The organism is Kribbella sp. NPDC056345 (assembly GCF_042262745.1).
Lineage (GTDB): Bacteria > Actinomycetota > Actinomycetes > Propionibacteriales > Kribbellaceae > Kribbella.
Genome location: NZ_JBHJQQ010000001.1, coordinates 1,231,522 through 1,250,540 on the forward strand (window position 1 = coordinate 1,231,522; position 19,019 = coordinate 1,250,540).

16 protein-coding genes are annotated in these 19,019 nt (G+C 67.7%); 6 read left to right on the forward strand and 10 right to left on the reverse strand.

Annotation, left to right across the window (positions count from 1 at the left end):
* Positions 1–58: 58 nt before the first annotated feature.
* The 6 genes from ACFCV3_RS05620 to pcaH are packed head-to-tail and all read right to left on the reverse strand — an operon-like array spanning position 59 to position 4,922.
* Entirely contained in the window at positions 59–1,240 is a 1,182-nt protein-coding gene (locus ACFCV3_RS05620; protein ID WP_376026373.1) for a 4-hydroxybenzoate 3-monooxygenase, read from the reverse strand.
* Complete coding sequence (gene pcaC / locus ACFCV3_RS05625) at positions 1,233–1,598, reverse strand: 4-carboxymuconolactone decarboxylase (protein WP_376026375.1); 366 nt, start codon at positions 1,596–1,598, stop codon at positions 1,233–1,235. Before pcaC ends, ACFCV3_RS05620 begins: the two co-directional genes overlap by 8 nt.
* Positions 1,595–2,359, reverse strand: coding sequence for an alpha/beta fold hydrolase (locus ACFCV3_RS05630; protein WP_376026377.1), 765 nt, complete (start codon positions 2,357–2,359; stop codon positions 1,595–1,597). The genes pcaC and ACFCV3_RS05630 overlap by 4 nt, the downstream gene beginning before the upstream one ends.
* Positions 2,352–3,581, reverse strand: coding sequence for a lyase family protein (locus tag ACFCV3_RS05635; RefSeq protein WP_376026379.1), 1,230 nt, complete (start codon positions 3,579–3,581; stop codon positions 2,352–2,354). The genes ACFCV3_RS05630 and ACFCV3_RS05635 overlap by 8 nt, the downstream gene beginning before the upstream one ends.
* Positions 3,578–4,120, reverse strand: a complete 543-nt coding sequence (gene pcaG, locus ACFCV3_RS05640; RefSeq protein ID WP_376026381.1) for a protocatechuate 3,4-dioxygenase subunit alpha — start codon at positions 4,118–4,120, stop codon at positions 3,578–3,580. Before pcaG ends, ACFCV3_RS05635 begins: the two co-directional genes overlap by 4 nt.
* On the reverse strand, positions 4,113–4,922 hold the full coding sequence (pcaH, locus tag ACFCV3_RS05645; RefSeq protein WP_376026382.1) for a protocatechuate 3,4-dioxygenase subunit beta: 810 nt from the start codon (positions 4,920–4,922) through the stop codon (positions 4,113–4,115). Before pcaH ends, pcaG begins: the two co-directional genes overlap by 8 nt.
* Positions 4,923–4,955: 33 nt before the next feature.
* On the opposite strand from pcaH, the gene ACFCV3_RS05650 reads away from it, so the two are divergent.
* Positions 4,956–5,714 carry an IclR family transcriptional regulator gene (locus ACFCV3_RS05650; RefSeq protein WP_376026384.1) on the forward strand — a complete coding sequence of 253 codons (759 nt, stop codon included), beginning with the start codon at positions 4,956–4,958 and terminating at the stop codon, positions 5,712–5,714.
* 354 nt (positions 5,715–6,068) lie between these two features.
* On the opposite strand, the gene ACFCV3_RS05655 is transcribed toward ACFCV3_RS05650, so the two are convergent.
* Together ACFCV3_RS05655 and ACFCV3_RS05660 are read right to left on the reverse strand one after the other, a co-directional pair.
* Positions 6,069–7,532 (reverse strand): aldehyde dehydrogenase family protein, encoded by a 1,464-nt coding sequence (locus ACFCV3_RS05655; protein WP_376026386.1) that lies wholly within the window; start codon positions 7,530–7,532, stop codon positions 6,069–6,071.
* Between the two features lie 85 nt (positions 7,533–7,617).
* Entirely contained in the window at positions 7,618–8,520 is a 903-nt protein-coding gene (locus ACFCV3_RS05660; RefSeq protein ID WP_376026388.1) for a LysR family transcriptional regulator, read from the reverse strand.
* Positions 8,521–8,574: 54 nt separating this feature from the next.
* On the opposite strand from ACFCV3_RS05660, the gene ACFCV3_RS05665 reads away from it, so the two are divergent.
* The 5 genes from ACFCV3_RS05665 to ACFCV3_RS05685 all read left to right on the forward strand — a co-directional run bounded on the left by ACFCV3_RS05665 (position 8,575) and on the right by ACFCV3_RS05685 (position 12,402).
* Positions 8,575–9,555: a DMT family transporter gene (locus ACFCV3_RS05665; RefSeq protein ID WP_376026390.1), complete on the forward strand. Its 981-nt coding sequence runs from the start codon at positions 8,575–8,577 to the stop codon at positions 9,553–9,555.
* Positions 9,556–9,584: 29 nt separating this feature from the next.
* Positions 9,585–10,064, forward strand: coding sequence for a pyridoxamine 5'-phosphate oxidase family protein (locus ACFCV3_RS05670; protein ID WP_376026392.1), 480 nt, complete (start codon positions 9,585–9,587; stop codon positions 10,062–10,064).
* Positions 10,061–10,708, forward strand: a complete 648-nt coding sequence (locus ACFCV3_RS05675; protein WP_376026393.1) for a DsbA family protein — start codon at positions 10,061–10,063, stop codon at positions 10,706–10,708. Before ACFCV3_RS05670 ends, ACFCV3_RS05675 begins: the two co-directional genes overlap by 4 nt.
* Positions 10,705–11,409: an MBL fold metallo-hydrolase gene (locus tag ACFCV3_RS05680; protein WP_376026395.1), complete on the forward strand. Its 705-nt coding sequence runs from the start codon at positions 10,705–10,707 to the stop codon at positions 11,407–11,409. The genes ACFCV3_RS05675 and ACFCV3_RS05680 overlap by 4 nt, the downstream gene beginning before the upstream one ends.
* Positions 11,410–11,529: 120 nt before the next feature.
* Positions 11,530–12,402 carry a bile acid:sodium symporter family protein gene (locus ACFCV3_RS05685; RefSeq protein WP_376026397.1) on the forward strand — a complete coding sequence of 291 codons (873 nt, stop codon included), beginning with the start codon at positions 11,530–11,532 and terminating at the stop codon, positions 12,400–12,402.
* On the opposite strand, the gene ACFCV3_RS05690 is transcribed toward ACFCV3_RS05685, so the two are convergent.
* Positions 12,391–12,687: a hypothetical protein gene (locus ACFCV3_RS05690; protein ID WP_376026399.1), complete on the reverse strand. Its 297-nt coding sequence runs from the start codon at positions 12,685–12,687 to the stop codon at positions 12,391–12,393. The genes ACFCV3_RS05685 and ACFCV3_RS05690 overlap by 12 nt on opposite strands.
* A 9-nt stretch (positions 12,688–12,696) precedes the next feature.
* A complete protein-coding gene (locus ACFCV3_RS05695; protein WP_376026400.1) occupies positions 12,697–18,999 on the reverse strand; it encodes an RHS repeat domain-containing protein in 6,303 nt (2,100 codons plus the stop codon).
* Positions 19,000–19,019: the final 20 nt, after the last annotated feature.

Consider the following 19,019-nt stretch of genomic DNA (forward strand, 5'->3'; position numbering starts at 1 on the left):
CGGGTCGGCTGGTCGCGTCGGAGCGGAACGGCACAGGCCGACGTACAAGCCTCAACTGTTAGGGGGTGGGCCAGCCTGTGTAGGAGGCGGCCAGGTGGGCGGCGGCGGGGTGGGAGGTGGTGATGGAGGTTAGTTCGGCTTGTTGGCGGCGGAGGTCGAAGGCGTTGGCTTGGGGGAGGGTGTGGAGCATGCTGGTCATCCAGTAGGAGAAGTGCTGGGCTTTCCAGACTCGGGCCAGGGCTCGGGGGCTGTAGTCGTCGAGTGCGTCGTGGCCGTGGATGGTTCGTTCGAGGACTTCGGCGAGGACTCGGACGTCGGCGAGGGCGAGGTTGAGGCCTTTGGCGCCGGTGGGTGGGACGGTGTGGGCGGCGTCGCCGGCGAGGAGGAGGCGGCCGTGGCGCATGGGTTCGGCGACGAAGCTGCGGAAGCGGAGGACGGTTTTGCTGGTGATCGGGCCCTCGTTCAGGGTGAGGCCGTCGGGGCCGGCGACGCGGGACTGCAGTTCGGACCAGATTCGGTCGTCGGACCAGGCATTGACGTCTTCCTCGGGATCGCACTGGAAGTACATCCGTTGCAGGGTGTCGGTGCGCTGACTGATCAGCGCGAATCCCCGGGACGAATGCGTGTAGATCAACTCCGGCGCACTCTTCGGCGCCTCGGCCAGAATCCCGAACCAGGCAAACGGATACTCGCGCACGTAGTGCTGCCGCAACGACTCCGGCACCTCCAGCCGGCACATCGAATGCGAACCATCCGCACCCACCAGGTAGTCGCAGCGGACCTCGTACTCACTACCGTCCGCCCCGGTGTACAAGATGCCGGGCAGATCGGAAGTCACATCGACAACCCGGGTCTCAGCAACCCCGAACCGCACATCACCACCGTCACGAGCCCGCGCATCGGCCAGATCGATGAACACATCGGTCTGCGGATACAGCCACGACGCCGCCCCGACCAGTCCCTGGAAATCGATCCGATGACTGACACCGCCGTACCGCAGCACGATGCCGTCGTGCGCAATCCCCTCCCGGCGGACGCGATCCGACACCCCGGTCTCGACGAGCAGCCGGACGCTGCTCTCCTCGAGGATGCCGGCCCGGACAGTGTTCTCGATTTCCAAGCGGGTACGGCGATCAATCACGACCGTGTCGATCCCGGCCAGTGCCAGCAGGTGCGACAGCATCAGACCTGCCGGTCCAGCACCGACGATCCCGACCTGGGTGCGTGTCAGTTCAGTCATCGTTCAACACGTCCTGCGCGATCGCGAAGGCGTGGTTGGCAGCCGGCACCCCGCAGTAAACGGCCGACTGCAGCAGCACTTCAACGATCTCTTCAGAGCTCAGCCCATTACGACGCGCAGCCCGCAGGTGCATCGGCAGCTCGGTCCAGTGCCCTTGCGCGATCAGTGCGGTGATGGTGATCGCGCTCCGCATCCGGCGGTCGAGCCCGGGCCGCGTCCAGACCGAACCCCACGCATAGCGCGTGATCAGTTCCTGGAAGTCCGCGGTGAGCGCAGTCTTCCCGGCCTCGGCCCGGTCGACGTGCTCATCCCCCAGCACCTCTCGACGGACCTGCATCCCGGCGTCGTAATCGCTCATCGCACCCCTCGCTGAAAGAAGTCGGTCAGCACCCCAGCCACCGCCAGCGGTTCCTCGGCCGGCGGCAGATGCGCACTACCCTCGAACACGTATGAGGTTGCCCTCGGCAACCGATCAGCCGAGTCCCGAGCCACCTCAGCCGGTACGACGCGATCGTGGCGACCGGCAGCCACCAGCACCGGCACAGTCGCGGAACCCAGTCGATCCCGACCGTCGAATCGGGCCAGCGCCTCACAAGTCGCGGCGTACGACCGGGCATCCGCATCGGTCAGGCTGTCCAGCAACCGCGCGGCAGTCCGCGGATCGCGGTCGGTGAACCCAGGCCCGAACCATCGCTCGACCGACCCCGCGATCAACGCCGACGTCGACGCCGTGCGCACGAGATCCGCGCGTTCGTACCAGGCCCCGGCCTCCCCGATCTTCGCCGCCGCCGCGACCGTGGCGATCCCAGTGAACGGGCCCGGGGCAACAGCCAGGGCGAACCCGACCGCGCCGGCCACCGACACCCCGGCGTACCAGACGTTGCCGGTGGCAAGCTCTGCACCGACCTTCCGGAGACTGTCCGCGAGGTCCCCGAGCTCGAACCCGATCGCCGATGCGCTCCGGCCGTGCCCCGGCAGATCCCATCCGACGACCCGGAAGGACGGCGTCAGGTGCTGGACGCACGCACCCCATAGGGCCTCGACCGAGGTCCCCAACGAGGGTCCGACGATCAGCAGGTCGCCCGAGCCGCCGAAGTCGGTGCAGGTCAGCTCAACCACGATCCCACCGCTCCAGAACCTGGTCGACGAACGCTGTCGCTGACCCGAGATACTCCGCCGGGTCGTCGCCCGTACCGCGCTCAGCCAGCAGCTCGGCCGCCGCCTCCTGCGCGCGGTGAGCCATCACGTCGGCGTCGACCTCCAGGCCGCCAACCAGGTCAGCGGTCTGGGACAACGCGGTCACGCTCAACGTCAGAACCCGAGTAAATGCAGGCCATTCCGCATGCCAGGCACCGTCCGGTCGCTCGTCGACCGCGAGTGTGCTGCACAGGTGGAGCTGCCCGACCAACGACGGCACCTGCAACGCCGCGCTGCGAACCAGCACGCTGAGCACCGGGTTCACCTTCTGCGGCATGGTTGACGACGTCCCCTTCCCGGCGGACCGCCCTTCCCGGACCTCCCCGACCTCAGGACGGCCCAAAAATAAGACGTTCCCCGCGATGCCTCCGACCGCCGCGCATGCCTCGGCCATTGCGTCCGCGACGCGAGTGATCGGCGTACGACGGGTGTGCCAGGGCAGCGCCGATTGCAACCCGAGCTCGGCCGCGAACGCATCGACCACGGCATCCGGTACGTCGGTCAACTCCCCCAGCAACGACCGGGTCCCAGCAGCTCCCCCGACCTGCACGGGAAGCTCGATCCTGCGTAGGGCGTCCCGCGCATCCAGTACGCCGGTCAGCCACTGCGCAACCTTCAGTCCGAACGTGACCGGTACGGCGTACTGCGTGAGCGTCCGCCCCGCCATCACCGTCTCCCGGTGGGCGCGGGCGAGTTCGGCCAGCGCGGCGGCCGTCAGGGTGAGGTAGGTGTCGGCCCGGCCGATCGCATCCTTGGCCAGCAGCATCAACGCGGTGTCGAGCACGTCCTGACTCGTCAGCCCGCGATGCAGCACCTGCGCCGTCTCGTCGTCAACCAGTGACCGCAGGATGCGGACGAGCTCGACCACCGGGCTGCCCGCGTTCTCGATCGCCTCCGGGGCTGGACGAGGAATCCCGTTGGCAACCGCGGTGTCGAAGCCGGCAAGGGCCGCGTCGAAATCAGCAGGACCTGCGTCGCGGTCCGCAGAAGCACCGTCGCGGTTCGCCGAAGATGCGTCGCGGGACTGCTCGCTCGTGCGGCGGGCGGTTAGCCAGGCACGCTCGACTTTTAGCAGGGCGTGCCAGAGGCCGTCGTCGCCGAGAGCGGCGGCGCGGTGGTGCCCCGGCTCCAGCAGGTTGCTCATTTGTGGCCCGGGTAGGTCAGGAAGACCGATTGGTTGTCGCCTTGCAGGTGCAGGTCGAGCTGGAGGGAGCCGTCGGTGCTGCGGGTGGCGGTCAGCCGGGTGCGGTCGTCCGGGTCGAGCGACGTCAGCAGCTGGTCGTTCGCCAGCGCCGGGTGATCCGGCACGTAGATCCGGGTGAACAACCGGTCGAGCAGCCCGCGGGCGAACACGGTCACCGCGAAGAACGGCGCACCGCCGTCGACCGAGCCCGGCTCGACGGTGGAGAACCAGTACTCGCCCACCCGGTCGGTGGCGCAACGACCCCAGCCGGTGAAAACGCCGTTCCGCACCAACGATCCAGGGACGGCCGGGACCACCCCGGCCGCATCCGCCTGCCGAATCTCGATCAGTGCGTCAGGGACCGGTGACCCGGCGCCGTCGTACACGATGCCGTGCAATCGGATTCCGGTGCCGGGGGCAACCAGTTCGCGATCGCCGTCGTACGGGAGGGCGTAGTGGAAGAAGGGTCCGACGGTCTGGCCGGGGGTGCGCTCAGGCATCGGTCTCGTCCTCCAGCGGCGTGGCGTGGGATCCCGTCAGGACGATGTCCCAGCGGTAGCCCAGCAACCATTCGTGCTGGGACAGGTCGTGTTCGTACGTCGCGACCAGGCGTCCCCGCGCGGCCGGATCGGAGATCGACTGGTAGATCGGGTCGAGCCCGAAGAGCGGATCGCCGGGGAAGTACATCTGGGTGACGAGGCGCTGGGTGAAGTCGGTACCGAACAGCGAGAAGTGGATATGGGCCGGCCGCCAGGCGTTCCGGTGGTTCCGCCAGGGGTAGGGACCGGGCTTGATGGTGGTGAACGAATAGTTGCCGTCGGCATCCGTCAGGCAGCGGCCGACGCCGGTGAAGTTCGGGTCGATCGGGGCCGGGTGCTGGTCGTGCTGATGGATGTAGCGGCCGGACGCGTTCGCCTGCCAGATCTCGACGAGCTGATGACGGACCGGCCGGCCGTCACCATCCAGCACCCGCCCGGCGACCAGGATCCGCTCACCGAGCGGCTCACCACCCGCCTGAATCGTCAGGTCGGCCTCGAGCGGATCGACGTCGTGCTGCCCGAAGACCGGGGCGAGCAGCTCAGCACCTTCCGGGTCTGCCTGCCGCAGGTCCTTGGTCGGGAACCGCAGCAACGAACTCCGGTACGGCGCGAAGTCCAGGGCCGGCCCGGACGGTTCGACCCGCACGCCGCCGGGCCCGGCATGGGCGGCGGTGATCTCGGCGGAGATCTGCTCTTGGGCAAGGACAGGCGCGACGGGTTCGATCACCAGCCAATCGTCGCCACCGCGCGCCTCATCTGCCACGATGGTCTTCCGCTGAGTGGAAGGAACGTCGAGATGGCCGGCAGAGTCTCCACGCCAGGCGCGACGGTGGTGTCCCGCGCACTCAGCCTGCTGTTCGCCTTCGACGACGAGCACCGCCGCCTGCCCCTCACCGAACTCGCAAGCCGCGCCGACCTCCCCCTGCCCACCGCCCACCGCCTGGTCGGCGAACTCGTCACCGGCGGCGCCCTCAGCCGCCGCTCCGACGGCCGGTACGTCGTCGCCCGCAAACTGTGGTCCGTCGGCCTGCTCGCACCCCTGCCAAGCGGATTGCGCGAGACCGCCGGCCCCTTCCTGAACGACATCCACGCCGCAACCCGCGCGACCGTCCACCTGGCGATCCGCGAGGGCATCCGAACGCTTTACCTGGAACGACTCACCGGGCGCGCATCCGTGCCCATCATCAGCACCGTCGGCTCCTACCTACCCCTGCACTCAACCGGCGTCGGCAAAGTCCTCCTCGCCCACGCCCCCACCGAAATCCAGGAGGAGGCGATGACCCAACTGACCCGCTTCACTCCCCACACCATCACCCACGCCCCCCGCCTCACCCGCCAACTCGCCGAGATCCGAGACCGCGGCTACGCCACCACCACCGAAGAAATGACCCTCGGCGCCTGCTCCATCGCCGTACCAATCCGCCCCACCGGCCCCGACGGCCCAGTAGTAGCCGCCGTCGGCGTAGTAGTCCCCAACCTCCGCCCCCACCGAGCCGCCCTACTAGCCGCCCTCCAGGTCGCCGCCCAAGGCATAGCCCGCACCATCACCCCCTAACCACCTTTCCCCCACCCACCCACCACCTCAACCACCCGCGCCAGCCACCCACCACCCACCACAGTCGGCAGCCACGCACCCCCACACCAACCACCCCAACCACAGTCGGCAGCCACCCTCACGCCAGCCACACACCACCTCAACCACCGCTGGCAGGCTCTGCGTTCACAACAGACGGCCGGAGCGGCGAGCACCAGGCACCCACACTCTCGGCCGCATGGTCGCCTGCCTCCGCCCTGCAGATGCGGCCGGGAGCGTGCGCGGGTCGACCCGCCGCGGCGGCCGTCTGTTGTGGATCCAAGCCCCGGGCCTGTGGCTGAGGAGGTGCCTGGCGGGCGTGAGGGTGGGTGGCTGTTAGAGGGGGTAAGTGGGGGGTGTGGAGCGGAGGGTTATCCAGCGGGTTTCGGTGAAGGCTTCTAGGTTGGCGGTGGTGCCGCCGAAGCGGGAGCCGGTGCCGGAGGCGCGGACGCCGCCGAAGGGGGCGTTGGCTTCGTCGTTGACGGTTTGGTCGTTGATGTGGACGATGCCGGTGGGGATCTGGTCGGCGATGGCGAGGCCGCGGAGTGGATCTTTGGTGACGATGCCGAGGGAGAGGCCGTAGTCGCCGGCGGCGGCTAGGCGGATGGCGTCTTCGACGGAGTTGACCTTGGTGACGGGGGCGACCGGACCGAAGATCTCTTCGGTGAAGGCGGATGCGGCGACTGGTACGTCGGCCAGTACGGTCGGGCGGTAGAACAGGTCGGTGTAGGTGCCGCCGGCAACTAGTTTTGCGCCGGCGGTGGTGGATGCGCCGACGAGGCCGTGGATCTTGTCGCGCTGACCGGCATCGATGACCGGGCCGAGAGCGACCTCCTCGGTCGCCGGGTTGCCGACCGTCAACGAGGCTGCCTTGGCGGCGAGGGCTTCGACGTACTCGTCGTACACGCGGGCAGCGACGAGGTGACGGCCGGTCGTCATACAGATCTGGCCTTGGTGGAAGAACGAACCCCAGGTTGCCAGGTTGACGGCTTCGGCAACGTCGGCGTCGTCGAGGACCAGCAGTGCGGAGTTGCCGCCGAGCTCGAGGTGGGCTCGCTTGAGGTGTTCACCGGCCAGTGCGCCGATCCGGCGGCCGACCCCCGTGGAGCCGGTGAACGAGATGACGCGGACATTCGGATCGGTCACCAGCGCCTGGCCGACGTCCGCACCACCCGGAAGCATCTGCAGTACGCCGGGAGGTAGGCCCGCCTCCTCGAAGATGCGGGCCATCAATGCCCCGCCGGTGACTGCCGTCCGTGGGTCCGGTTTGAGGATCACTGCGTTGCCGAGGGCAAGGGCCGGGGCGACCGAGCGGATGCCGAGAATGATCGGCACGTTGAACGGCGAGATCACCGCGACCACCCCGGCCGGCATCCGGCGCGCCAGCGCGAGCCGTGGCTCCTCCGAAGACAGCACCTCACCGAGCGGATGCCCCGGCAGCCCGGCCGCCTGGTAGCACTCCTCGGCAGCGATGTGAAGCGAGAACCCAACGATGCCGGAGGTCGCCCCGACCTCACGCGTGTTCCAGCCAGCGATCTCCTCGGCATGCTGCTGCCACAGGTCGCCGGCCCGGCGCATCACCGCCGCGCGGGCCGGATGCGGGAGCGCTGCCCACGCCCGCTGGGCTTCGGCCGCGGCCAGCCCAGCCGAAGCGACGTCGTCGACGCCGGCCTGACCCATCCGGCCGAGTTCAGCACCGGTAGCGGGCTCGATGACGGCATACGCACCGGCCTGGCCCGGCTGCCAGCTCCCCGCTGTGAAGACGTTCCCCGACCAATCGGCGGTGTCCAGAAGCGTCATAGCGCTGCCCTCCTGTAGGTGGCGTCACCGTAGGAGCGGCCAGAAGGGCCTTCAACCACACCTTCCACTCAGTGAGAGCAGCAGGTCAATCCGCACTGGTTTCCGCTCTGAGGGCTGCGGCCACCACGTCGATCGCCGGTGTGCGGGCGCGGCGGGTGAGCAGGTAGACGGAACGGCCGACGTCGGCTTCGGCAGGTCTGCGTACGACGGCGCCCGGGGTGCCGTGGCGGAGCACCAGATCGGGGAGCAGTGCCGCGGCACCCGTCGTACGGACGAGTTCCAGCAGGATGAGGAAGTCATCGGAGCTGTAGCGCAGGTCTGGTTCGAACCCGCCGTACTCGCGGCAGACGCGCACCTGCATCTCGCGATGCCCAGTGCCGGGCTGACAGGCGGCCCAAGCGATGTCGGCGAGGCGGGAGATCTTCACGCGCTCGGCTTTGGCCTCCGGATGGCCCTCCGGGAGAACGACCCTGATGCGCTCACGCAGTAGAGGCTCTCGCTGCAGATCCGCGTGGACAGGTCGCGGCTGACCGTCGTACTCGTCACCGACCACCAGGTCGAGCTGCTGCAGCCGGAGCGCCGGCACGGCCTGCTCGACCTCACCCTCGGTCGCCTCGACCCGGATGTTCGGGTGGGTGACGGCCAGCGCCCGTACGGCGGGAGCCACGATCCGCAGGAACGCCGACTGGAACGACGCGATCCGGACGACACCAGCCACCCGCCCTGCCGCGACGGACGCCAGCTCGGCCTCGGCCGCCTCGACCCCTTCCAGCAAGGTCGCGGCATGTCGGACCAACACCAGACCGGCTGCGGTCAGCCGGACATTGCGGCCGACTCGCTCGAGCAACGGCGTACCGGCTTCTCGCTCCAGCACCGACAGCTGCTGGGAGACCGCGCTGGGCGTGTAGCCGAGCGCGCGGGCAGCGCCGTGCACAGTGCCGCGGCCGTGAACCTCGCGGAGTAGACGGAGTCGATGCAGGTCCAGCATCTGTTCAGGATAGCTACACAATCATGTCCACGAAGCCGTGATGGACGTGAACAGTTGAACGCGACGATCATCGTTCTCGTGGGCGCCCTCTTCTGTCTCCTTTCCGCTGCCGCTTTCGGCGCGATGGCCGTGTTCGGCAAACTCTCGTACGACGAAGGTGTGTCGGTCGACGCACTTCTGCTGGTCCGGTTCGGGCTGGCCGGTCTGGTCCTGATGACGATCGCCCTGGCGCGCGGAGCCTTCCGCGGAATCCCCCGAGGCGCGGTACTGGTCAGCCTCGCCATGGGCGTGTTCGGGTACGCCGCTCAGGCCGGGCTCTACTTCTCCGCCCTGACCCGGATCGACGCGTCGCTGGTCGCGTTGCTCCTCTACCTCTATCCGATCCTGGTGATGGCCGGCGCACTCTTGCTCGGCCGCGAACGCGCTTCCCGTCGTCGCGCATGGGCCCTCGGTCTTGCACTCGGCGGCATCATTCTGGTCCTCAGCGGCACAGCCTCCGGCCGCTTCAACCTGACCGGCGCACTGCTGGCGGCGAGCGCAGCCGTGGTCTACACGTGTTACATCCTCGTCGGCGATCGCACGACGACCGACGTACCGCCGCTCGCCCTGGCCGCTCTGGTCTGCACCGGCGCCTTCAGCACCTTCCTGGTCGCCACCCTGATCCGCGGCACCGCCGGCGAACTCACCGCAATCACCGGCCCCGGCTGGTTCTGGCTGGCCATCCTGTCGCTGGTCAGCACGGTCGCCGCGATCCTGCTGTTCTTCGCCGGGATGGCCCGCGTCGGCCCCTCAGTCGCCTCGATCCTCTCGATCCTCGAACCGGTGGTGACAGTCGTCTCGGCCGCCCTCGTCTTCGGCGAACACCTCAGCCCGCTCCAGTGCATCGGCGGTGCGATCGTCCTGTCCGCCGTACTGATCGTCCAATGGCCACACGAACGGATATCCGCCCGTCGTACTCCTTCTCAGTCCGTATACGGGGGTGAGAACGGGCAACACGAGGGGAGATCCGTTCCTGTTGCGGCGGGGGTTGAGTAACCGGACTGCGGTCCGCTACAGTCGCTGGCATGGAGATTGGTGCGGGACTTGAGCGGATCCGGGCGCTTGGGCGCCAGGACTTTTGGCTGGCGGTGCTGGTCACGCAGCGGCGGTCGGGGGAACCGGCGGCTTCGGTGGTGAATGCCGGCGTGGTGGATCACCCGTTGACCGGGGAGCCGGTAGTTGCGTTCGTTGCGCGTGGGCGTACGGCGAAGTTGGCGAATCTGCGGCGGAATCCGCGGGCCACGCTCGTGTTCCGGGCCGGCTGGGACTGGACCGGCGTGACCGGGCCGGTCGAGCTGGCTGGGCCCGATGACGAGCTGCCGGGGCTCGATGCGGAGGCGTTGCGGGTGGTGCTGCGCGACATCTACCACGCGGCCGGTGGCGAGCATCCGGATCTGGAGGAATACGACCGGGCGATGGCCGAAGACCGTCGTACGGCGGTGTTCGTCCGGCCCGAGCACTTCAGCAGCAACCCTCCGGGCACCGACCACGAGGAGGGCGAGTGAACGCCATCCAGGTCTGGTCGGATCTGTTGTGCCCGTTCGCGCATGTGGCGATCCACCGACTGCGAGTGGCGCGGGAGCGGCTCGGGATCGACGTACTGCTGGACCATCACACGTTCGCGCTTGAGCTGTTCAACGGGCCGCACCCGCGACCCGGCACGGATAGCGAGGCGGTCGGCCTCGGACAGTTGGAACCGGCCGCCGGCTTCCGGTTGTGGTCGCAGCCGGACTGGACTTACCCGTCGACGGTGTTGCTCGCGGCCGAGGCCGTGCATGCGGCCAAGGAGCAAGGGCTGCGGGAGTCCGAGGAGCTGGATCACGCGCTACGGAAGGCGTTCTGGCTCGATTCCCGGTCGATCGCACATCGGCAGGTGATCCTCGACGTGGCCACCGAGATCGGTATCGACAGCACCGCGTTGGCCGCTGCCCTCGACGACGGTCGTGCTCGCTCGATCATGATGGCCGACCACGCGGTCGCCGTGACCGATGCGATCCAGGGCAGCCCGCAGTTCGTCCTGCCTGATGGTTCCAGCATCCACAACCCAGGGATCACCGTCCGCTGGGAAGGACCCTTCGCCGAGGGTTACCCGATCGCCGCGAACACCGACCCGGAGTGGGCTGAGCGACTTCTCAAGCAGGCCGCGTGATCCGGTTCGAGCGGTTGGTCGTCGGCTACCTCGACACCAACTGCTGGATCATCGCGCCGGACGTTCCCGGCCGACCACCCGCGTTGATCGTCGACCCCGGTGACGACCCGGACTACCTGGCCGCGGCCGCGGCGTCGTACGACGTCGTCGGCGTGCTGCTCACCCACGCCCACGCCGATCACGTGCTGGCCCTGACCGCGCTCGCCGAATCCCTCAACACCCCGATCATCGGCCACCCCGCCGAACGCGAGGTCTGGGCCGCCGAACTGGACCACCTGAAGCGGCACGGCTACCTGGACGCCGGCACCGCCACCGCCGACCTCGTCGCCAACGGCCAAGCCCCACGCCCAACCCCCGGCGTCCCACTCTGGAACGGCCACCTCGACCAGGAGATCACCGCTCCCACCAGACTCTCGGTGGGCCCGCTCGACGTCCGGGTCATCCCGACCCCAGGTCACTCCCCCGGCAGCCTCTCCCTGTACGCCGACGGCCACCTCTTCACCGGCGACACCCTCTTCCCCGGCGGCCCCGGCCTCACCAGCCCCGACTACCCCCTGACCGACTTCGACGCCATCATGCAGTCGGTGCGCGACCTCCTCGCCTACCCGCCCAACACCGTCATCCACCCCGGCCACGGCCCTGACACCACAGTCGGAACCGAACTCCCGTACCTCGAAACCTGGCAGTCGCGCGGCTGGTGAGGTGAGCACGGTCTGTTCACAGTCGCGGCTGGGATCTGGACGGGTGGGCCTGGTTGGGGAGACTCTGTGCTCCCGGCTCTCGCCGGTTTCTGAACGGGAGCTCATGCCTTGACTGACTCTGTGCTTACTTCGGTTCTGTTGCCGATCGCGTTGGCGATCATCATGTTCGGGCTGGGATTGAGCCTGACCACCGGGGACTTCGCGCGGGTGGCGCGGATGCCGCGGGCGGTACTGGTTGCGCTTGGCACCCAAGTTGTCCTGCTGCCGGTGATCTGCCTGGGCCTGGTGGAGCTGTTCGGGCTGGCGCCCGCGTTGGCGGTGGGGATGATGTTGCTGGTCGCCTCGCCCGGGGGCACGACGGCAAATCTGTTCAGCCATCTGGCCGGGGGCGATGTCGCGCTCAACGTGACACTGACCGCGGTCAACTCGGTGCTCGCGGTGATCACGCTGCCGATCGTGGTGAACCTGTCGATTGCGCACTTCATGGACGGTTCCGGGCAGCTCGGGCTGCAGCCGGCCAAGATGCTGCAGGTGTTCGCGATCGTGCTGGTACCGGTCGCGCTCGGCATGCTGGTCCGGAACCGCAAGCCCGGCTTCGCCGACCGGATGGAACGCCCGGTCAAGATCGGTTCGGCGCTGGTGCTCGCGCTGGTGATCTTCGCGGCGATCTACACCGAGCGCGACAACTTCCTCGACTACCTGGCCGCGGTCGGCCTGATCGCGCTGCTGCTGAACCTGATCAGCCTCGGCCTCGGGTACGCGCTGCCCCGGGCCGCCCGGCTTGGTGAGCGCCAGGCCATCGCATGCTCGATGGAGATCGGCATCCACAACGCCACCCTGGCGCTCACCATTGCTCTCAGCCCCTCGCTGCTGAACAACAGCGAGATGGCCACTCCGGTTGCTGTCTACGGCATCGTGATGTTCTTCCCGACCGCCGTCGTCGCCTACCTGCTCAGCCGCCGTACGGCGAAGTCGCAGGCCCTAACCCAGTAACCAGTCGAAGACCCCGGCCGCGCCGAGGCGGGTGACGGCCGCCTCGGCGCTGTCCCGGTTGAGTTCCGCGACGACGATCACATTGGCCTCGTAGAACAGGCCACCGTTCTCCGTCTCGCCCTCGGCGTCCTGGGCGAGCCGGACCGGGTCGTAGACGATCACCGGGAACGTGCGGTCACCGTAGGCCAGGTGACCACCCATGAGCAGGCCGCGGTTCTCCACCTCGAACCAGTCGTAGTCGCCGAAACCGTCCGGGGCGACAAGCCGCCAGCCTGCCTGGGTCATGTCTTCTCCTCAGCTCAGAAATCTGAGCTTGTCGAGCAGTCCGAGGAAGTCCGCCTCGGACAGCTTGCCGGCTTCCCGGGGCATGATCTCGAAATGGGTGTTGCTCCTACCAGTCTGTCGCACCATGAGGTCCGGATGAATCGACGACTTGTCGATCAGCTTGGGGTTCCATTTACCCTCCAGCTTCGCGAGGTTGCTGTCGACCGACATCCCGTGGGTCGGCTTGACCATCCCGTTCTCGTCGAGCTTGTAGTGGCTCTTCTCCAGCGCCTTGGGATTGGTGCCCTCCTGCGAGCCCCGGTAGATGGGCTCGTCCGCTCGCGGTTCGCGGCCGAGCTCCCGTTGCTGTTGCTGCGGCCCCTTCGGCTTCTTCGGCTGCTGCTGCTGTGGCTTCTGCCGTGGCGGCTGGGGTTTGGCCGGGCCGTCCTGGGCCTTGGCCTTGGGGTTGCCGTTGTTGTTCCGGTTCTGGTTGTTCCGGTTCTGGTTGTTGTTGTTCCGGTTGTTGTTGCGCTGGGCCTTGTGGTTGTTCCGCGGCTTCTTCTTGTCCGCAATGTATTTGATGATCGTCTTGTAGATCACCACGACCCTCGCGACGACCCTCAGCACCATGACGGTGATCAGGCGCCAGAGAGTGACGATCACGGTGGTGACGACCTTGACGAGCTTGACGGTCGTGTGCCAGGCCCATTTCAGGACGTCCCAGACATTGCTGACCTTCTGCTCCCAGCTGACCGTCGTGATCTCCTGCTGATACGACTCCAGCCACTGCTGATACAGGATGATCAGGAAGAACATGAGGATCAGCACCGGAACCACGATGATGAGCGCCAGGTTTCCGTCGGCGTCGCTGTAGCTGACCGGGTTCTGGTTCGCGTACGAGTACCCGTTCATCTGCCGCGGATCGGACATGTCGATGACCGAGTCGACCGAGATGAAGCGCCCGGTGCTCTTGTCGTACTGTCGCGCTCCCATCTGCACGAGCCCGGTGTCGGGATCGCTGGTCCCGCCGTGGAAGTCGCGCTGCCCCGGCCAGTCCGCCGGCGCCGTACCGCGCGTTTCGCCGTACGGCAGCACCCGGCGCTTCTGCACGACCTGTGAGACCGAGTCGATCGCTGTCAGCGGCGTGCCTTGCAGGTCACCGAGCAGCCAGGTCAGCTTGTCCCCGGACCGTACGGCCACCATTCGTTCACCGAACCCGTAGTACCGGGTACCGGTGACGTTCTGACCGGTCTTGTCGAGGCGTAGCTCGGTTTCACCGACGTACAGCGTGGTTCCGGAGGCATCCCGGCGAATCAGCCGGTGACCTTCCGCGTCGTACACCGCAGTGGTCGAGGTGGTGCCCTTCGTGGTACCGCTGAGCTTGTTCTCGGCGTTCCACTCGAGGACCTCGTCGACCCCGTTGGCCGTCCGCCGGATGGTGTTGCCGACCTCGTCGTACCCGTAGGTCTTGGTCTTCGTCCCGGCCGGGCCGACGCTGGTGACACTGGTCAGTGCATGTGGCTTGGCACTGCCGTACTCGTACGTGCTCGTCGTGGTGCCGGCCGGTGTGGTGGTCGTCTCCGTCTTGCGGTTGCCCGACTTGTCGAAGGTCCACTCCTGCGCGTACGGCGCCGGTCCGCCGAGGTCCTGCGCGGCTGTGCAGTCGCCGCCGGTGTTGTCCGCGGCCGGTTTCGGGGTCCAGGCCTTGGTGAGCCGGCTCAGGTAGTCGTAGTCGAAGCACTGGGTGTCAGTGGCCTCGTTCGACGCCGCCGGGGCGATGTCGGTGATCTTCTTGATGTTGCCGCCCGGGTCGTACTCGTACCGGGTGTCGGACACCCGCTGGGGCGACAGTTCCTTGTCGACCACGACCCGGCTCACCCGGCGGGTGATCTGGTCGTACTCGAACTTCTGCTGCACGAACGGACCCGACGCCGTACCGAGAGTCAGTACGTCGGCGTCCTCGAACGGCGTGTACGCCAACTGGCGGACGTAGGTGTCCTGACCGGCCAGTGACGTCGGCAGACCCTGGTTGTTGTACCCCAGTGTCAGCGTCTCCGCTGCGATGCCACCGGCGGCCGGAAGCGACCGGGTGGCCAACTTGCCGTCGTCGGTGTAGGTCTGGCCGATCGTGTAGCTACCGGCCAGCTTCCCTTCGGAGGCCGGCAGCGTGATCGTGGTCCCGGTCGCCCGGCCGGAGCTGTCGTACCCGGTGATCGCGGTCGTGTAGGCCTCGGTCTTGCCGTCCTTGGTGACGTACCGGGTCGAGGACGTCGCCCGGCCGGCCGCGAGGGTGTCGTACTTCCACTCGCTCTGCAGCGGCCCGTCCGGAGCGTTCAGCCGCGTCGCGGTCTTCCGGCCGTTGTCGTCGTAGTCGAAGTACAGCTTGACCCCACGAGCGTCCGTGGTCGACACCAGTTGATCAGCCGCGTCGTACTCGTACTTGCTGATCCCCCGGTCCGGGTCGTTCTCCTCGATCTTGCGGCCCTGAATGTCGTACTTGTAGCTCCAGACGCTGCCGGCCGGGTCGGTGACGGTCTTCAGACCGCCGGACGGGTAGTAGGTGTACTTGGTGCTGTCGTACTCCCCCGTCGGCGAGTCACCCTTGTACTGGCGAAGCTCGGTCAGGTTGCCGTCGGCATCCAGGATCCGGGTCGTCGGCGTCTGCCCGGCGGGCGGGTCGATGGTCTGCCGGTTGGTCTTCATGTCGTGCTCGATGGACCACTTCTGCACACCCATCGACCGGAACGTCTGGCTCTTCGGCAGCTCGGCCTCGTCCCAGACAGTCACTTCCTGTTTGGGCAGCGTGGCCTCGTCGACGATCTTCAGCTCACCCTCGGCCAGGGTCGCGGTGTAATACGGGCCGTTGACCTTGGTCTCGAGACCGCGGGAGTCGTACCGGTTGTCGGTCACCAACCAGCCGCCACGCGGCGACTGCTCGTGCGTCTGCCGGACCCGGCCCAGACCGTCGTACAGGTCGTAGCTGATGTCGTACGTGCCGCTCTTGACCCGACGCTTCGTGGTGACCATCGACGGTCCGTCGTCACGCAGCCTGTACTCGAACTCCAGGTCGGCCGGACCGGTGGTCGGGTGCCCGGAGTCCCAGGTCCTGGTGACCCGGCCGATCCCGTCGAGTTGACGCACGCCGCGCCGGCCGTCCGGCATCTGCAGGGCCGTCTCGGTGCCGAACGCCGGTTCGAGCTCCTTGATGATCTGCTGGCCGTTGGTGGCGATGTCGGTGATCTTGGTGATCGGCCCGTACGCCGGCTCATACGTCCGGCGGGTCGGCCGGTTCAGCGCGTCCACGGACTCGGTTTGACGGCCTTGGGTGTCGAACTTGGCCGTGTAGGACAGCTCGTATTTCGGCTGGCCGGCGCTGTCGAAGCCGGACAACCGCTCCGCGCGGGTGATCTGCCCCTTGGTGGGAACCGCGGTCACCGACGTGGCATCGTCGTAGAACAGCCGCTCGTCGACCAGGACGTCGGCGTTCGTGAACGGCTGGTCGCACGCCTTCCCGACCTGCTGCAACCGGGCCGGCAGGTCCCGCAGGTTCTTCGCCAGGTTCTCGACATAGGTGTAGCGCGTGCAACTGTCGTCCGCCGGGTCGGACAGGTTGCCCGCCTCGTTCTTGCTGAGCAGGCGACCGTTCTGATCGAAGTTGTTCTGGGTGTCGATCTTCAGCGTGCCGGTATCGGTCGACTGGTACTGCGTGATCTGCTTCTGCCCCGAGTACCGCGAGGTCAGCGTGCCCCACGGTCGCGTCATCGTCGCGGTCGGCGCCGAGAGGTAGTAGTCGGCGATGCTCTTGCTCAGGACCGCGGCGCCCTTGTAGACGATCTGCTCGCGAGCCTGACCGTTGTACTCGTTGATGTCGTCCACCGCAGTGCCGGTGGAGTCGGTGACCTTGATGTCCTTGGCCCCGCCGGCCGCCGTCCGGTCACCGTCGAGGCCGCGGAAGTACAGCGTCTCGTTGACCGACTGCGGCTCGTCCGCACGCCCCTTGATCACCTTGACGCGACCGAAACCACGCCACTGCGACCAGGTGGACTCCTTCAGATCCGTCCCGGCGTCCTGCTCCTCGAAACGCCAGGCCGGCTTGTCGAGGTACTGGACACTCGTGACGACCGGCACCGGCGCCTGCCACGGGTCGTTGGCCGCGACCGTGCGATCGGTCTCCTGCACGGAGGTGACGACGTACTTGTGGAACCAGTCGGTGCGGTCGGGTGAGGTGTCCAGGAGCGACCACTTCTGCGGACGGCAGCGCCGGTCGTTGTTGTCCGGTGCCGGCAGACCTGTTGGCAGACAGTCGACCCCGCTGTAATTCACTGCGACGTCGCCGCCGGTTCCACCGTGGATGGCGTTGATCCGGAACCACTCCAGCGGCGGAACCGTGTCGCTGCCGGTGTCGACGCGGTTGGCCAGCGGGATGCCGTCGAAGCTGGTCGTGGGCATCTGAACCGGCGTACCGACATGACCGGTCGGAGTGATCTCCTTCAGCCACAGGGCCGGACTGCTGTTGTCACCGCGCAGATACTCGTGCCGGAAGGACCACGACTGCACATCGTCGAACTTGCCGGCCCCGGGACGCCAGACCTGCGTGGTCACCTTGTCCAGCCGGAGCTGGGTCCAGAAGGTCGCGGTGAAGTGGTTCTCGCAGTTGGTGGTGCTCGCGCAGGTCAGGTCCCACGGAGTGTCCGGGTAGGTCGTTTTCTGGGTCGGCCCGCACGGCAACGGCGTACAGCGCTCGGCCGTGGTGAACAGAACCTGGCCAATCGGCTTCTGGGTGAATACCTGGCCGTCGGTCTGGCCGTACTCGATCCGCTTCAGGTTGCCCGCGCGGACGTACGTGCTGACCGAGGCCTTGGTGAGGTTTCGGGCGTAACGGTCGATCTCGGTGTTGTAGAACAGGCTCATGGTGTTGCCGTTGGTGTCGACCACGTAGTCGAGCTGCCACTCGTAGGCCTGCTGGCACCACGAGTCCGCGAACGCGGTCTTGTTGCACTGCTCGCCGCTGTGGTTGCCGAAGACCGGCACCGTGAAGGCGGACTTGGTCTCCTCCTTGCCGGTGGCCCAGCCGGGCAGCCGGTTCAGGCCGAAGTAGTACTTCGTCCCGTTGGACGAGGTCATCCGCCAGTACTCGCCCTTGTCGGCGGTGGCCACACCCTCGTCGCCGTTCACGGCGCCGCTGAGCCGCTCGATGATCGCGCCGTCGTCGCCGCGCATCCGCCAGACCTCGCCACTGGCGTCCTTCTTGGCCAGGACCAGGTCACCGGTCTTGCCGTTGATCTGGATGTTCAGGCTGTCACCGGCGATGCAGAGGTCACCGGTCTTCCGGGTGCCGTTGTTGCCGTTCGGGTCCTTGCCGCAACTCTTGTACCGGCGCTCGATCGAGCCGCCGCCGGTCGTCGTGAAGCCTTGGCCGACAACGGAGGTCTGGTTGTTGGTGCTCGAGGACAACCCGTCGAGCGCACCCGACGAGTAGGTCAGGCCGACCTCCGGCTGCGGACCGCCGATCGACGGCGGCGCGTCGAACGGCAGTTGCCACTCGAAGTCGCCGGACGAGCCACCGATACTCCAGGTCGCACTGCCGTCGCCGGATCCCGACTTCTTGTAGTCGCCGGCACCGCTCGATTCGCCGGCCGCGACCATCAGGGTCTGCGGCTGCGCACCGACCGGTACGTCGGCGATCACGTCGCCGTTGCCGTTGTTCCGGCTCGGTACGACGACCGTCTTGCCGTCCTGCTGGGTGGTGAAGCGCAACCGGGTGGCCCAGTCGCCGCCGTACGTGTCGCGGAACTCGCGGTAGTCGACGCCGACCGTGACCTGGCCGGACTTCGCCGTACCGTCGGCGCGGGTGACCTTCAGCTCGAGCGCGTCACCGCGCCGGCCGACCAGGTCGACCTTGACCTTGGCCGGTGCGGTGGTCGCACCCTTGGCCAGGACTTCGCGTGCGGTCGCGGCGGTCGGCGCGACCCAGACCGGCAACTGACCGGCCTTGGCGCGCTGGTTGACGCGGCCGCCGTTGAGCGCGAGCTGCCAGGTGCCGTTCGCAGCCGGCGCCGGTACGGCGACCTCGGCGGAACCGGCGGCCGGCCAGCGGGTGGCGGTCGTGCCGTGGAACTCACGATCGGCGGTCTTCGCCGCGGGCCGGGGATCGGCCTTCGCGGTGCGACCGTCGATGGATTCGTATTCGGTGGACTTGAACGCGGGATCGGGCCGGGTTGCGGCCGCCGCGGTCAGACCTTGCTGCTGGGTGGTCAGGATCAGCGTGACAGCCAGTCCGGCGGCGATCGCCGTTCTGGCTACGAGTCTCGAGCGGAACCGTCGAGAGGGCATGGGCGGGCCTCCTGGGTAGA